General features: G+C 36.7%; 14 protein-coding genes. 11 read left to right on the top strand and 3 right to left on the bottom strand.

Translation table 11 applies throughout. The features are described 5' to 3' along the window. Positions 1-5: 5 nt before the first annotated feature. Positions 6-1,346 carry an MFS transporter gene (locus ACWOEC_RS06235; protein WP_455306701.1) on the top strand — a complete coding sequence of 447 codons (1,341 nt, stop codon included), beginning with the start codon at positions 6-8 and terminating at the stop codon, positions 1,344-1,346. Between the two features lies 1 nt (position 1,347). Beyond that, positions 1,348-2,244, top strand: coding sequence for a ferrochelatase (hemH, locus tag ACWOEC_RS06230; RefSeq protein ID WP_455306700.1), 897 nt, complete (start codon positions 1,348-1,350; stop codon positions 2,242-2,244). Between the two features lie 158 nt (positions 2,245-2,402). On the opposite strand, the gene ACWOEC_RS06225 is transcribed toward hemH, so the two are convergent. From ACWOEC_RS06225 to ACWOEC_RS06215, 3 genes are all read right to left on the bottom strand, one after another. Then, positions 2,403-4,142, bottom strand: coding sequence for an oleate hydratase (locus ACWOEC_RS06225; protein ID WP_455306753.1), 1,740 nt, complete (start codon positions 4,140-4,142; stop codon positions 2,403-2,405). Further along, positions 4,118-4,255, bottom strand: a complete 138-nt coding sequence (locus tag ACWOEC_RS06220) for a methanol dehydrogenase (RefSeq protein WP_455306699.1) — start codon at positions 4,253-4,255, stop codon at positions 4,118-4,120. The genes ACWOEC_RS06225 and ACWOEC_RS06220 overlap by 25 nt, the downstream gene beginning before the upstream one ends. A 199-nt stretch (positions 4,256-4,454) precedes the next feature. After that, positions 4,455-5,282, bottom strand: a complete 828-nt coding sequence (locus tag ACWOEC_RS06215; RefSeq protein WP_455306698.1) for an SDR family oxidoreductase — start codon at positions 5,280-5,282, stop codon at positions 4,455-4,457. 935 nt (positions 5,283-6,217) lie between these two features. On the opposite strand from ACWOEC_RS06215, the gene tnpA reads away from it, so the two are divergent. The 9 genes from tnpA to ACWOEC_RS06170 all read left to right on the top strand — a co-directional run bounded on the left by tnpA (position 6,218) and on the right by ACWOEC_RS06170 (position 15,580). Continuing rightward, entirely contained in the window at positions 6,218-6,622 is a 405-nt protein-coding gene (gene tnpA / locus ACWOEC_RS06210) for an IS200/IS605 family transposase (protein WP_455306697.1), read from the top strand. A gap of 16 nt (positions 6,623-6,638) precedes the next feature. Next, positions 6,639-7,781 (top strand): IS200/IS605 family element RNA-guided endonuclease TnpB, encoded by a 1,143-nt coding sequence (gene tnpB / locus ACWOEC_RS06205; RefSeq protein WP_455306696.1) that lies wholly within the window; start codon positions 6,639-6,641, stop codon positions 7,779-7,781. Positions 7,782-8,050: 269 nt separating this feature from the next. Next, the gene (locus tag ACWOEC_RS06200; RefSeq protein ID WP_455306695.1) at positions 8,051-9,073 is read left to right on the top strand and encodes a LacI family DNA-binding transcriptional regulator; all 1,023 of its coding nucleotides are present in this window, start codon (positions 8,051-8,053) and stop codon (positions 9,071-9,073) included. A gap of 112 nt (positions 9,074-9,185) precedes the next feature. After that, a complete protein-coding gene (locus tag ACWOEC_RS06195) occupies positions 9,186-10,436 on the top strand; it encodes an ABC transporter substrate-binding protein (RefSeq protein ID WP_455306694.1) in 1,251 nt (416 codons plus the stop codon). 14 nt (positions 10,437-10,450) lie between these two features. After that, the gene (locus ACWOEC_RS06190) at positions 10,451-11,320 is read left to right on the top strand and encodes a carbohydrate ABC transporter permease (protein WP_455306693.1); all 870 of its coding nucleotides are present in this window, start codon (positions 10,451-10,453) and stop codon (positions 11,318-11,320) included. Next, a complete protein-coding gene (locus tag ACWOEC_RS06185; protein WP_455306692.1) occupies positions 11,317-12,168 on the top strand; it encodes a carbohydrate ABC transporter permease in 852 nt (283 codons plus the stop codon). Before ACWOEC_RS06190 ends, ACWOEC_RS06185 begins: the two co-directional genes overlap by 4 nt. Positions 12,169-12,190: 22 nt before the next feature. Further along, a complete protein-coding gene (locus tag ACWOEC_RS06180) occupies positions 12,191-13,816 on the top strand; it encodes a glycoside hydrolase family 13 protein (protein ID WP_455306691.1) in 1,626 nt (541 codons plus the stop codon). A gap of 157 nt (positions 13,817-13,973) precedes the next feature. Further along, on the top strand, positions 13,974-14,798 hold the full coding sequence (locus tag ACWOEC_RS06175; protein WP_297076378.1) for an ABC transporter permease: 825 nt from the start codon (positions 13,974-13,976) through the stop codon (positions 14,796-14,798). A 23-nt stretch (positions 14,799-14,821) separates the two neighbouring features. Continuing rightward, complete coding sequence (locus tag ACWOEC_RS06170; RefSeq protein WP_455306751.1) at positions 14,822-15,580, top strand: ABC transporter permease; 759 nt, start codon at positions 14,822-14,824, stop codon at positions 15,578-15,580. Positions 15,581-15,592 lie beyond the last annotated feature (12 nt).

Below are 15,592 nucleotides of genomic sequence, written 5' to 3'. Positions count from 1 at the left end.
CTATTTTGGAATTATCAATGTCAAAATCAGCGAGAAGTTTTCGTTGGTTATTATTAATCAGTTTATTTATTACACAACTGGATTCAGGAATTATTAGTACAAACTTATCTTCAATGACACGTGATCTAGCACTTGTGCCACAGCAAAGAGGGTGGATCATTGCGATCTATACGATTGGATTATTACTAGCAACACCTGTGATGGGAAGCTTGATCGACCGCGTTGGCTATCGAGCAATTTTCTTAATCGAATTAGGTCTTTATTTTGTAGGCGTCATCGGCATCGCGTTGAGTCAATCGTTTGTGATGTTGATGATCGGTCGCTTATTACAAGCGTTCGGTAGCAGCTCATTATTAACGTTAGTTGTTTCTTTAGTCTTTGCTACGCAAGCACAAAAAGTCGGCAATAAAGTGGGAAGTGTCGGTGCATTAGTAGCTTTATCTACGATCGTTGCACCGATCATCAGTGTGATCAGTTTAGTGAAGACACATGACTGGCGTGCGATTTACTTCATTTTGGCGGCATTGATTGCCGTGATGTTTTTACTTGGTTTCTTCTTGATGCCTAAAGATGAACAAACAACAGTCGAGTCTTTTGATATTAAAGGGAATACGATTTTTGTAATTGGGTTAGTTGCATTTAATCTATTACTAAGTCGTGGTGTACGTACTGGGAATATCATTGAAATCGTATTGTTTGTAGCGCTTATTGCACTTGCCTTATTCTGGTTTATGAAAATCGAAGCCAAACGTGAAGCGCAAAATCAAACTGTCTTATTCTCAAAACGCTTATGGCAACAACCACTTTATCGTACAGGACTTATTAGCGGACTTGTTACTGGTTTTGTGATGTCATTATTTGCTTTCTTACCTTCATTCATCGAATTTTCTTATCAAGTCGATGGTCGTAAAGCTGGATCATTTATGACATTGATGGCTGTTGGAACCTTGATTGGTGCCAAATTAGCTGGTATTTGGACAGAAAAACGAGGTGCGATGCGAGCTACTCGTGGTGGAATGGCGTTGATCGCAGTTAGTTTAGTCTTGATGTTCTTGACGCTCTCTTCATTTGGCTTATTCTTAGGTTCACTATTCTTATTTGGTCTAGCGATCGGGATGGTCATGACAGTACCACTACAAGTCATGGTCGTAGAAGCTTCACCAAGTGACCGTAATGTATCGCTTAGTCTACTTTCGATCTCTAAAAAAATGGGAATAGTTGTAGGGACGACTGTGATTAGTTTATTTGCAGTGATGACACATTCAATCGGATTAAAACCGATGCTACTTGTGTTGATCGTTTGTACGGTACTTAGTGTTGTTGTGTTAAGCAAAAAGGAGCAATAAAATGGAAAAACAGGCAATTTTATTAATGAGTTATGGAACACCAAATAATCTGGACGAAATCTGGGATTATTATACCCATATCCGTCATGGGCACGAGCCTTCAAAAGAATTATATGATGAATTAGTCGGACGTTATGAAGAAATCGGTGGGGTTTCACCTTTAGCTGCAGTTACTGAAGCGCAGCGTGAAGCGATCGAAGTGGCGATGAACCAAGATAGTGAGATCCAATATGAAGTATTCAATGGTTTACGCCATATTCATCCGTTTATCGAAGAAGTCTTAGATGAAATCGTTGAAAAAGGATTCAAGACAATTCATGGGATGGTTTTAGCCCCTCATAATTCAACCTTTATCCAACAATATCATGAACGTGTAACAGATCAATTAGCACCATTTACAGATGTTGCTTATATCAAGCACGATCATTTTTGGCAAGAAGAAGGCTTTTTAAACTTTTGGGCTAACCAAATCAAAAATACAATCGATTCAGAAAAGAAACAAAAATTCTTGTTTACTGCACATAGTTTACCGGAACGATTGCTTGCAAATGGCGATCCTTATGTCGATGAGATCAAAGGTGCCGCTAAAGCGATCGTGGCACATGTTGATGGTACAGTCGACTTTGACAATGCATGGCAAAGTGTGGGGCGTACGGCAGATAAATGGATCGGTCCTAACGTAGAGGACGTTACAGAACACTTGATCAAAGTCGAAGGATATGAAGAAATCATCTATATGCCATTTGGATTTGTAGCAGATAATCTTGAAACACTTTACGATAATGATATCGAATGTAAAGAACAAGTCGAAGCATTAGGGGCTAGTTATAAACGATTAGATATGCCCAATACACACGAAGTCTTTATTAGTGGTATGGTCAGCGAATTACGTAAATAAAAAGAGGCTGTGACGGAAGTGGCAGCTCCAAGAAATAAGCCAAATCATTCCGACAATAGGTCGGTAATGATTTGGCTTATTTTTCGAAGGAGTTACTTCTGGAACACCGTTTATTTTATAAGTGGGTGTGACAAAAATCTGTCACACCCACTTTTTGGTTATTCGAACATTTTTTTCGCTGCGCGCATCAACGTAGGGATATCTTTGTCATACCGAGGGGTTTTCACTAGTTTAGACATCGGTACGCCAGCAAAGTGGAACGCTGCAATCTCACCTGAGCGAACAGCACTTTGTTCAGTAAAGATCATTTGATACGGTTGTTCGACAAATTCACCAGTAAAGGCCAGATTTGTCGAATGTTCCGGGATGACTTTTGGACGATCGACTTTGGCGCGATTGTTGAATAAAGCCGAAGCGTAAGGCATATAGACTGGAATACAGTTGACGATAGCGTCTAAGATTTCATCTTCTTTTTCCATAATATTGATTGGACCAGGATCGACTTTAGACAATTGGCCTAGTAATTCTTGCGTCATTTCTTTTCCGGTCATTTTGATATATTCTTTGTCGACAAATTCACCACGACGTCTTGGGTATAAGAAGTATCCCCAAATCACCGTTTCATTTGGTTTTTGTGTCGTAAAGTGTGGTTGATGATGGACCACGATCGACATATTGACATCTTTTTGGCCAAGAGGTGTGATCGGAGTTGTGGAAACAAATGAATTTAACGCGTTTCCTGGTGTTTGTGTGGTGATTCGTACAATCTCGTTCAACAAGGTATGGTTTTTTGAAGTCAACGTAAAGCTGACCCATTCACTTGCATCGCGATCTGCAAAGAATTTATCTGGATTGCCGAGGTTATAGAATTTTTGGCTAATATTTTTCCACAAGGTCGATGCAGCACCATAATCCATATTTTCAGCAGCCGGTGTATCGTAATCCCCAAGAGTTGCTGAATCGGTGATCGAACCATTGGTAAATAGGACTGCGGTATCTTGATCGACTGGTACAAAAAGTTCTTCGTTGGTAGTCGTATCTATCATATGGATACCTGTTACAGTAATCTCATCTTGCATTGCCGTTTCTTTAAAGTCAAAATCAGTAACTAAACGATCGAGTACGATCTCACATCCTTGAGCTTTTAAATAATTGATCAACGGCAACATGATACTTTCAAATTGATTATAACGAGTACGATTGACACCGACTAAGTGCTCGATTTGCGTAAACTCATAAATCATTTGGTGCATATAGCGACGTAATTCTTGAGCAGAACTACGTGTCCGAAAAGCAAATGTCGTTTCCCACATGAACCAAAAGTTCGTTTCAAAAAAATGAGGAGACGTTTTGAAATAGTCAATGATCGTCACATTATCTAATTTTTCTTCTTCAGAATCTGGCATCATGATCAATTTTGTGAGCAATTTGCGGTCTTCGTTATTTAAACCGAGTTTGCCTCCATCAATAATACCTTTGCCACCTTCTAATAAACGCGCTTTATCAAACGTACGATGTTTTTCATCAAAGTCACGAGTATCTTCTTCAGCCGTCATACCAGGCTCAGTTGCTGAAGGAATACGACTTAATAGATCCATCAAATCGACATAGGTACGGTAGTTTAACATGCGACCACCGCGTGCGATATAGCCTTTTGTATTTTCCATTGGATGTTCTTTATTCCAGTATTCGTCCGTTACTGTGTCTGTTGGTGCACCATCATTTGATCCATGATCATCTAGAGAATAAAACGTAATCTGTGAACCATGCCATTTTCCTTCTTGAATTAAATAAACAGCTGCTGCCATATTGGCAATCCCGGCACCAATCATAATTGCTTTATTTTTACGCATCAGTTTTTCCTCCTTTCGTTTTAGCGTTCCATACTTGTATCGTATTCTTGATATAATACGTCATCATTTTCGAAAAATCCTGTTTTCTTTCCTAAAATGAATAATCCAGTTGCAATGATTCCAACACCGATTCCTAGTTTAAGTGCAGTGTTTTTCATACATTCCATCTTCTTTCTTTGAGATTTACAATGTCATTGTAGGACTACGTGCAAAATAGTGCAAGCTATAACCTAAATAAAATAGACACATTTCAAAATGTGTCTGAACTGTCAATTCTGTTCGTTTTCTAAAGCAAGTAATTGCGTTATACTACCGAATTTTATAAAAAAACACGACTCATTTATGAGTCGTGTAGGATTAATTGAAAGAAGTTAATTCGTGACCTAAAACAGCTACTAAATCTTTGCTATCTCCATCCAATTGACCTTCACGGATATCTTTTTGGATTCCAACAATAAAGCCAATCGCTTCTTGTGGCAATCCTGCTTCAGTCAATTGTTTGGTGTATTCTTCGTCTGTAAGTGCAAGCAACTCGATTTTTTCTGTTTGATCTTGTTGCAATAAATCAGCTAATTCTGGATAAGTCAAAGGTGTACCGCCTAATTCATAGATGGTTTGTTTGGGTGCGACATCAGCTAAGATACGGGCTGCGGCTTCAGCATAATCTTGCTTTTTCGCCCAAGCCGTTTTACCTGATCCAGCAGAATAAGGAAATGGTCGTTTTGCTGCAATCGCCTCAAGTAAAGCTCCTTCATTTTCTAAATACCAATTGTTACGTAAGAAAGCATAGTCTAAACCAGCTTCTTTGATCAAGTTTTCTGTTAATTTATGATCCGGAGCAACTAAAGCAGTGGATTGTTGCGCATTAGGAGCGCTTGTATAGGCAACAAATGTAACACCAGCTTTTTTTAATGCGTCTACTACGTTGCGGTGTTGTTGTTCGCGGGTCTCAAGGTCACCTGAAGAGACAAATAAAACGCGATCGATTCCTGTAAAAGCTGAAAGCAAAGATTCTGGATCTAAATAATCAGCTTGACGAATGTCGACGCCTAGTTCTTTTAAAGCATCTGCTTTTTCTAATGAACGAACCGTTACTGCGACTTGATCTTTACCTACTAGATCAATTAAAAATTGGACACTTTGGAACGCTAAATCTCCAGTTGCACTTGTTACTAAATACTTCATCTCTTTGGCCTCATTTCATTTTTGATTACAGTGAGTATATCACAATGCTTACAAAAAGGAAGTGAAAAGCATTAGAGCCGCGGCTAGATCGATCAAATCGATCACATAGTAGCGTTCTCTAATGCGACGATCGTTTGATAAATCTTAGGATATACATATGAAATCTCATCGACTGTAATTTTGGCAATTGAAAGTCGAATGGAGTTATCAAAGTGTGCGGTATGGAAAAAATTCGCCTGATTACTAACGACATAAATATGTTTTGCAGCTAAGGTGTCGAGTAAACGGGTCGCAGAAAGCTTTGGATGAAGGCGGATCGTTGCATAGTATCCGTCAGAACCTGTATAGACAGCGATACGATTATCCCATTTTTTTGTAAGTAATTTGATTTTTCTAAGTTTTTTCTTGAGATCTTAGTTGATCATTTGTTTGCTTTTATCTAGAAACTGATTGTGGATCAAAATACCTAGCACTGATTGTGAAATTAATGGGGGCGTGTAGTAATGCAAGTGCATGATCTCATTTACTGTATCCATATAAAAGGGATGAAGCTCAGGAGGTAAGCTGACGAAGCCAATTCTCAAATAAGGTAGGATCTTTGTAAATGAACCGAGATAAATACAATAGCTACCAGCTGCTAAATAATAAAGTGGCGTATAATTTGCTGTTGCGTAAGTATCTAAAAAATAGTCATCTTCAGCTAAATAGACATGATACTTTTGGGCTAACTGAATGATTTTTTTCGTTGGGCCAATGGGAGTGTCGTACTCAAAGGATTATGGTTTCGTGGTACGAGATAAAAGAATTTAAATAATTTAGGCAGAAGTCGCCCATCCTCTATAGGTGGGTGATGAATACCGACACATAAGGCATATTGCCTTTTTATTTTGCTTTATGGTATACTCAGTCTATAAAAGAAATGGGTTGATATAACAATGGAATTAGATACAAATAATCATTCAGTGTTTCTTCTTTACTATCACCTTGTTTTAGTTACAAAGTATCGTAGACAAGTGATTGATGATGAAATATCTGATTATGCTAAAGATACTTTTGAAAGAATTTCGAAATCTTATCATATTACTTTAGTTGAGTGGAATCACGACAAAGATCATATTCATATTATGTTCAAAGCTCAACCTAAAACAGAGTTAACAAAATTCATCAATGCCTACAAAAGTGCCAGTTCACGTTTGATAAAACGTGACTTCCCAAGAGTAAAACAGTTTCTTTGGAAAGAAATGTTCTGGTCTAAAAGTTTTTGTCTTTTGACAACTGGTGGTGCACCAATTGATGTGATAAAGAAATATATTCAAAATCAAGGAAACAATCATAAATAGAAAGTAGGTGAGCCTTATGGAACGACTAAAAGCATATAAATTCAGATTATATCCGACAGAGGAACAAGAATTGTTCTTTGCGAAGTCTTTTGGTTGTGTTCGTAAGGTCTACAATCTGATGCTTGATGATCGACAAAAAGCATATGAAAAAGTCAAAAATGGTTCTTCTAAAAAAATGTCGTTCCCAACACCTGCTAAATACAAGAAAGATTTTCCATTTTTGAAGGAAGTTGATAGTCTTGCTTTAGCGAATGCGCAACTCAATTTAGACAAAGCATATAAAAACTTTTTTCGTGATAAATCCATTGGATTTCCTCGATTCAAAAGTAAGAAAAATCCTGTTCAAAGCTATACAACCAACAATCAAAATGGAACAATCGCTTTGATGGATAATAACTTTGTCAAAGTTCCTAAGTTAAAATCATTAATTAAAATTAAACTCCATAGACACCCTAAAGGGGTTATCAAATCTGCAACAATATCCCGTCACTCAAGTGGTAAATATTATATTTCTTTGTTGTGCAAAGAAGAAGTTAGTGAATTGACTAAAACCAATTCGGTTGTGGGTATTGACCTAGGGATTACAGACTTTGCGATTCTTTCTGATGGTCAAAAAGTTGATAATAATAAATTCACGTCCAAAATGGAAAAGAAACTCAAGCGCGAACAACGTAAGGTATCAAGGCGTGCCTTATTGGCTAAACAGAATGGTATCAATTTGTTTGAAGCTAAAAATTATCAAAAACAAAAACGTAGAGTGGCTAGATTACACGAAAAAGTAGTGAATCAACGTACTGATTTTCTGAATAAGTTGAGTACAGATATTATCAAAAATCACGATATGATCTGTATTGAGGACTTAAACACAAAAGGTATGTTGCGTAATCATAAATTAGCCAAAAGTATATCTGATGTATCTTGGTCAAGTTTTGTGGCTAAATTACAATACAAAGCTGACTGGTACGGGCGAGAAATCATCAAAGTAGACAAGTGGTTTCCATCTAGTCAAATCTGTTCAGAGTGTGGACATAAAGACGGTAAGAAACCACTTAGTATTCGAGAATGGACTTGTCCTATTTGCTATACCCATCACGATCGAGATATCAACGCTAGTATCAATATTTTGAGCGAAGGTCTAAGAATACAAGCGTTAGCTTAGAAAAAGTCAAGAACCGTAGGAATTACGGGGATAGCTTGGTAAATAAGAGACACCGCTGTTAGTAAAGAAATACGCTATCAAGTATGCTCTGTTCCCAAGAAGCTCCCACTTCAAGCGTTACAAACCGCTAGGTTTAGCTAAGTGGGGAGTAGTTCACATAATTCGAGCTAGTCACAGCAAAAAATTATTAGCTGTGGCTCTTTGGATTTGAAAAAAGTTAAAATCCTGTTACACTGAAAAATAAGAGTACATATAAGGGATGTGAAGAGATGGCAACAATTAAAGATATTGCTACGATGACTGGTGTGAGTCCCACTACTGTTGCTAATGTAATCCATGGTCGAGTAGGAAAAGTATCTAAGGAAACTCAAGATAAAGTGAACAAAGCATTAAAAGAAACTAACTATACTGCACATATGGGTGGGCGGTTACTGGCAAAACATGGATCGAAAATCATCGGAGTAATTATTCAAGATTCTACTGCAGTCACAGATCATGTTTATGACAACCCTTACCAAGGTGAATTTTTACAAGCAGTTGAACGTAGTATTTCAGATGCCGGTTACTTTATGATGTTTCGGCGTATTTCTACGGTTGAAGAAGGTCTACGTTTAGTAGAAATGTGGAATTTAGAAGGATTGATTATATCCGGATCGCATATAAAAGAAGTAGAAGTCTGGCGTGAAAAACTCAATGTACCTGTTGTCTTTTTAGATATGTATCAACAAGGTAAACAGTTATCCCAGATGAACGTTGGAATCGATGATTATCATGGTGGTTGCTTAGCAGGTAAATATTTGATGAAAAACGGACACAAACGTGTAGCATTTTTAGCACAAGCGGGTGAAGAAGAGATAATAGAAGGTTTAGATGCAGTTAGAGGACAAGGATTTATCGATACATTTGTTAATAGGCAGTGTGATGCTAAATGGCTACCAGTTCCAGCTATGAGAAAAGACTATCACACATATTTAGATGATTTTATCGCTACCAAAATCCAGTCCTATACAGCATTATTTTTTACATCTGATTTATTAGCAGTACAAGCGATATCAAAATTTCATGAAGCAAAAATAGGCATCCCATCTGAACTATCAATTATCAGTTTTGACGGAACTTTACTTTCGCAATACGCAGTACCACGCTTAACAGTTATAAAACAAAATGTAATAGCAAAAGCAAATGCGGCCATCCAATTAGTATTGCAAGCAATTAAAGAAGATAAAAATGATTTATCTTCAGTATCAATTCCAGTTGAATTGATCGTCGGAGAGTCTGTTAGGAAAATTTAAAAAGCATCTTGACCAATTATTTGTCAGATGCTATACTTTTTTATAAGGTGTCACGTGACACCTTATAAAAATAAAGTTAGGTGTGACGTAACACCTGGGAGAGGGATTAAGGATGAATAAAAAAATTATTTTTTTGGCTTTTAGTGTAATCGCTACCATTTTTTTATCTAGTTGTAGTTCTACTGCAGATCAAGGGAAAAAACAAGTAGAATTTTTCAGTAGTAAATCAGAAAATCAAGTTATTTTAAAGCAGTTTGTTGATGAATATGAAGCCAGTCATCCAGATGTTAAAATTATCTTGAGTACACCTGCAGATGCGGGAACGGTTTTACGTACGCGTTTAGTTAAAGATGATATTCCAACGATTATTGCGTACGGTGGAGATGTGACATATACCGAGCTTGCCAATGTAGGAATGTTAGAAGATCTATCCGACGAATCCTTTGTTCAAGATATTCTCCCAGCGTATAAAAAAATGACTCAAGATCTACAACAAGATCGGACAAAACTTTATGGTGTTCCTTACGTAGCGAATGCATCTGGTGTCATTTATAACGAAGAATTATTCAAGCGATATAATCTTGAAATCCCTCAAACTTGGGACGAATTTATTCAAGTTTGTCAAATTTTCAAAGAAAATAATATCACACCAATCGAAGGTACTTTTAAGGATGCTTGGACCTTACAAGCTTTATTCAACCCAATCGCAGGTACATTATCTCCAGATGAAATGATACGTGATCGCAAAGAAAACAAAACGAAATTTCAAGATGAATGGCCGGAAGTATTAGAAAAAATGGCTGAAGCAATAACGTATACTCAAAAAGATGCAATGGGAACAAGCTATGCAGATGGTACTCAAGCATTTGCTAAAGAAGAATCAGCAATGTTAATCAACGGAACATGGGCGATCCCAGAAGTTGTGAAAGCAAATCCTGAGTTAAAGATAAATATTTTTCCACTTCCAGCTAGTAATGAATCATCAAAAAATGTAGTCACAAGTGGAGTTGATGTCATGTTTATGATGGGAAAAGGAACTAAAAATCAAAAAGAAGCAAAAGAATTTATCCACTTTCTTTTAGAAAAGAAACAACTTGCTCGTTATTGTGATGATCAATTTGCTTTTTCAGCAATCAAAGGAGTATCACAAACAGAACCTTCCTTAAGTGGAATCAGTCCATATATTGAAGATGGAAAAGTGACCGATTTTATTGATCATTTATTACCAAATGGATACGACCTTGCGTCTATGCTATCTGAATTTGCATTAGATCAAACTAAAAATTCTAAAAATCTAAAATTAAATACCGAACGTATATTAAATAAAATGGATGATACCTACGATGTAGCCAATATTAAATAAAAGGGGAAAAAGACATGAAAAATATGAAAATTCATAAAGCTTTTTATTGGATGACACTTCCATTAGTTGCTGTATTCTTCTTATTTCATACGATACCTTTTTTACAAGGTATCTTTTATAGCTTTACAAATTGGCGCGGATATGGTGAATGGAACTTTGTTGGAATTCGTAATTATTTGCATATGTTTAAAGATCCTGATATTGCGCAAAGTTATTTATTTACATTTAAATTTGCAATTGTTTCAACTATTTTAGTTAATATCATTGGACTAGGGATTGCATTAGGTTTGAATGCTAAAATCAAATTTCAGAAGTTTTTGAAAGCCGTCTATTTTCTTCCTTATATGTTAGGGACATTGATAGTAGGATTTATTTTTAATTTTATTTTTGCACAACTTCTTCCAGGTTTTGGTATTGCAGCAGGAGTTGAATCTTTAAGTGTGAATATATTAGGAACAGAACACGCTTGGATCGGGATTGTAGTTGTTACAGTATGGCAAGCATTAGCTTTTACCACATTGATTTATTTATCTGGACTACAAACGATTGATCAAGATATTTATGAAGCAGCAGATATCGATGGAGCAAGTGGATTTATGCTTTTTAGAAAAGTGACGTTTCCATTACTAGCACCTTTTTTTACTATCAATATGGTATTATCTGCCAAAGGATTTTTAATGGCGTTTGATCAAATCGTTGCTATGACTGGTGGTGGGCCAGGAGTATCTACAACATCGATTTCGTTATTGATCTATAAAAAAGGATTTACTGGTGGTCAATTTGCATACCAATCTGCAAACTCTGTAGTCTTGTTTTTAGTCGTCGTAACGATTTCGATCATTCAGTTACGCATTCTTGAGAAAAGAGAGGCGAATATGCGATGAATTCAAGTAAAAAATTTTTACGTAAACATGATGGAGCCGTCAACTGGCCCTTAACGATACTTTTGATGGCTTTGGCGATATTCACGATTTTTGGTCCACTTTATATGACCTTGATGATTGCTGTGAAAGATCCTTCTCAAATGGATAATATTTTAAAATGGCCATCGACCTTTCATTGGGAAAATTTTAGTCAAGCATGGACGTTGACGGATTACCCACGTAAATTTGGCAATACTTTATTTATCACAGCGATAAATTTAGTATTCACGATTTTTACTAATAGTTTAGCAGCTTATGCAATTACGCGTAATCGCTCTAAGTCGAGACTCTTTAACTTACTCTATTACTATTTTATCAGTGCAATGTTTATCCCTTTTAATGTTTTGATGTTACCATTAGTAAAACAGGCCTCAATTTTTAACATGGATAATATCTTTGGTATAACCTTCTTGTATATTATTTTTGGATTACCGATGAACACGTTCTTATATACAGGATTTATTAAGAAGATCCCAGAAGCATTAGATGAAGCAGCAGTCATCGACGGTGCGACACCTTGGCAAATCTTTTACCATGTAATCTTCCCTATGCTCAAACCGATTCATGCAACTGTAGCAATTTTGAGCTTTATGTGGACTTGGAATGATTTCTTAATGCCATTGATTTTTTTAAGTAATCCAAATCAACAAACGTTACAACTATCTCAATATATTTTCCAAGGACAATTTTCAACTCAATACAATATGGCATTTGCATCGTATTTAATGGTTATTTTACCTGTACTTTTGATTTATATCTTTTTCCAAAAGTGGATTATAGCTGGTGTAACTGATGGAGCATTAAAATAAAAAATAGTAGGAGTGTGTAAGAATGGAAAAAGCAAAATGGTGGCAAACCACAACCGTTTATCAAATCTATCCTCGAAGCTTTCAAGATAGTAACGGAGATGGAATTGGGGATATTCGCGGGATCATTGACCGGTTAGATTACTTAGAAACGTTAGGGATTGGTGCGGTTTGGTTGAGTCCAGTCTATCAATCTCCAAATGATGACAATGGCTATGATATTAGTGATTATGAAGCGATCATGGCTGAATTTGGCACCATGGAAGACATGGATGAATTATTAGTAGAAGCTGCTAAACGTAATATTAAAATCGTGATGGACCTAGTGGTTAATCATTCCTCTGATGAACATACTTGGTTTATTGAAGCCAAAAAGGGAAAAGATAATCCCTATCGCGACTATTATGTCTGGCGCGATCCTGTCAATGGTCAAGATCCAAATGATTTAGGATCTGCTTTTGGTGGAAGTGCTTGGGAATTTGATGAAGCAAGTGGTCAGTATTATTTGCATTTATTTAGTAAAAAACAACCTGATCTAAATTGGGAAAATCCTGAATTACGTCAAAAAATTTATGATATGATGAATTTTTGGCTTGAAAAAGGTATTGGTGGTTTCCGAATGGATGTTATCGACTTGATCAGTAAACAACCAGATCAGGGAATTACCGGAAATGGGCCTAAATTGCATGATTATTTACAAGAGATGAATCAAGCAACTTTTGGACAAAAGCAATACGATGTGATGACAGTAGGGGAAACGTGGGGGGCGACTCCAGAAATCGCAAAACTTTATTCTGATCCAAAACGTCATGAGTTGTCGATGGTCTTTCAATTTGAACACGTTGGATTAGATCAACAAGAAGGCAAAGAAAAATGGGATCTACGTCCACTAGAAGTCAAAGAATTAAAAGAAGTATTGACCAAATGGCAAACATCTTTAGGTCATGAAGGATGGAATAGTCTATTTTGGAACAATCACGATTTGCCAAGAATCATCTCGCGTTGGGGAGATGACCAAGAATATCGCGTCGAAAGTGGAAAATTATTTGCGATCTTATTGCATTTGATGAAAGGAACACCTTATATCTATCAAGGTGAAGAGATCGGGATGACGAATTACCCGATTACGGATATTTCTGAAGCAGAAGATATTGAAACGATCAATTTGTATCATGAACGAATCGAAAAAGGATATAGTAAAGAAGATGTATTGCTTTCGATCAATACAAAAGGGCGCGACAATGCGCGAACACCAATGCAATGGGATGAGACAAAGCATGCTGGTTTTACAACAGGCACACCTTGGCTACATATCAATCCAAACTATAAAACGATTAATGTCAAAGCTGCTTTAGCAGATCAACATTCATTATTTTATACGTATCAAAAATTGATCGCCTTGCGTCAAGAGGAACCTCTTGTTGCTTGGGGTGAATTTGAACTATTGGATACAGTAGATGAAGTTTTTGCGTATGTTCGCAGTTACGAAGGGAAAAAATGGCTAGTCGTTGGGAATATTTCCAAGTTGCCACATCTACTTGAAATGCCAAAAACTAAAGGTGCCGTCATTATCAAAAATTATCCACGTACGGAATTTTCGGGAACGATCAAGTTAAAACCATATGAAGCGTTTGTCATCAAATTAGCTTAAAAAAAGTAGCATCATCATATTCGATGGTGCTACTTTTTTTGTTTAAAAAACGAACATTAAAGAATTTTAATGTTCTATTTGTTAAGTTTTTGTTTGTTTGTTGATTTTGTTATTTTATAATACGGTTGTGTTTAAAAAACGAACGAGGGGTGTTTAGATGAGGAAAAATGTTCATTATTTTCTTCTGTTTCCCGGTGCGATCCTACTGTTGTTTTTTATGTTTATCCCTTTAATAACGACGATTGTACCGACTTTTTTTACTAGCCATGGTGGGGTGGGCAACTATACGAATTTTTTTGAAAATCAGTTCAATCGCTCGGTTTTCTTCCGTACGATTCGGGTATCTGTGATCGTATCGATTTGTTGTTTGATTCTTGGGATCCCAACTGCGTATTACATGGCGAGCTTATCCAAAAAATGGCGTGGGATTCTAATGGCGATGACGTTGTTTCCCTTGCTGACCAACTCAGTGATTCGTAGTTTTGCTTGGATCAATATCTTAGGGAAAAATGGATTAGTCAATACTATCCTACTAAAACTACACATCATCGAAACACCAATTGCATTATTGTATACAGAATTTGCGATTATTATCGGTTCGATTTATTTATTTCTCCCAACGATGATCATGACTTTGATTGGTGTAATGGAAACGATCGAGGGCGATACGATGGAAGCTGCTGAAACATTGGGCGCGTCACCGCTTACGGCTTTTTTCAAAGTCGTAGTCCCGTTGTCTTTGCCTGGTGCTGTAGTGGGAAGTATTTTAGTTTTTACGGGAACGTTGACTGCGTATACAACACCACAATTACTAGGAGGAAATAAAAAAATGATGCTGGCGACTTTCCTTTACCAACGGGCAACGACCTTAGGTGATTGGAATGGAGTAGCTGTGATCGCCTTTATTATGATCGTAACGACGGTGATCGTTATGAAACTATTAGATGTATTGGCAAAAAGATTAGATAGAAGGGAAGCTTAGTTGTGAGAAAAAATAAATTAAGTATGGGGATTGCGATGCTAGTTTTTGCATTCTTATTTTTCCCTTTAGTTTTGATTGTCGTTACTTCATTTGGAACAGAAGCTGCAATTAAATTTCCAATCAAAGGTTTTACGCTCGATTGGTATGCCAATGCCTTGCGATCTGAGTCAATGGTCCAAAGTTTCTTTTTAAGTTTGCAAATCGGATTACTTGCAACAGTGCTGGCTTTAGTGATTGGAATCCCAGCATCTTATGCTTTATCGCGTTATTCGTTTAGAGGGAAAAAATTATTGAAAAGTTTTTTCTTATCGCCAACAATCATTCCAGGAATTGTAGTTGGCTATATTTTGTTTCAGTTTATCGTTTTATCATTAGGTCTCCCAATCGCTCAAGGTTTATTGATCGGTCATTTTTTGATCAGTTTACCATATATTATTCGCGTTGTGGGTTCATCGATGGAACAGTTAGATTACTCGATTGAAGAAGTCGCTTGGTCATTGGGATGTACAAAAATACGAGCATTTATGAAAATCGTATTGCCAAATGTCACATCTGGGATCTTTGCAGCGTTTATGTTAGCATTTGTCAACTCGTTCAATAATGTCCCGGTGTCGATGTTCTTATCTGGACCGGGAGTGACGATGCTTCCGACTTCATTATTAAGTTATATGGAATACAATTACGATCCGACTGTTTCAGCGATTTCAGTAATGTTGATGGTATTGACCATCGTCTTGATGATCGTGATTGAAAAAACATTAGGGTTAGCAGCGATTTCTTAAGGAGGATATCTT

It is taken from the genome of Enterococcus bulliens (assembly GCF_053761865.1).
The sequence above is the reverse complement of the archived record's forward strand: the minus strand, read 5'-3'. Positions and strand labels throughout refer to the sequence as shown.

Excerpts from the sequence above, each read along its gene's own strand:
- ACWOEC_RS06200 (WP_455306695.1), top strand. The coding sequence starts at position 8,051 with ATGGCAACAATTAAAGATATTGCTACGATGACTGGTGTGAGTCCCACT.
- tnpB (WP_455306696.1), top strand. The coding sequence starts at position 6,639 with ATGGAACGACTAAAAGCATATAAATTCAGATTATATCCGACAGAGGAA.
- ACWOEC_RS06195 (WP_455306694.1), top strand. The coding sequence starts at position 9,186 with ATGAATAAAAAAATTATTTTTTTGGCTTTTAGTGTAATCGCTACCATT.
- ACWOEC_RS06180 (WP_455306691.1), top strand. The coding sequence starts at position 12,191 with ATGGAAAAAGCAAAATGGTGGCAAACCACAACCGTTTATCAAATCTAT.
- ACWOEC_RS06215 (WP_455306698.1), bottom strand. The coding sequence starts at position 5,282 with ATGAAGTATTTAGTAACAAGTGCAACTGGAGATTTAGCGTTCCAAAGT.
- hemH (WP_455306700.1), top strand. The coding sequence starts at position 1,348 with ATGGAAAAACAGGCAATTTTATTAATGAGTTATGGAACACCAAATAAT.
- ACWOEC_RS06185 (WP_455306692.1), top strand. The coding sequence starts at position 11,317 with ATGAATTCAAGTAAAAAATTTTTACGTAAACATGATGGAGCCGTCAAC.
- ACWOEC_RS06170 (WP_455306751.1), top strand. The coding sequence starts at position 14,822 with ATGGGGATTGCGATGCTAGTTTTTGCATTCTTATTTTTCCCTTTAGTT.
- ACWOEC_RS06175 (WP_297076378.1), top strand. The coding sequence starts at position 13,974 with ATGAGGAAAAATGTTCATTATTTTCTTCTGTTTCCCGGTGCGATCCTA.
- ACWOEC_RS06220 (WP_455306699.1), bottom strand. The coding sequence starts at position 4,255 with ATGAAAAACACTGCACTTAAACTAGGAATCGGTGTTGGAATCATTGCA.
- ACWOEC_RS06190 (WP_455306693.1), top strand. The coding sequence starts at position 10,451 with ATGAAAAATATGAAAATTCATAAAGCTTTTTATTGGATGACACTTCCA.
- tnpA (WP_455306697.1), top strand. The coding sequence starts at position 6,218 with ATGGAATTAGATACAAATAATCATTCAGTGTTTCTTCTTTACTATCAC.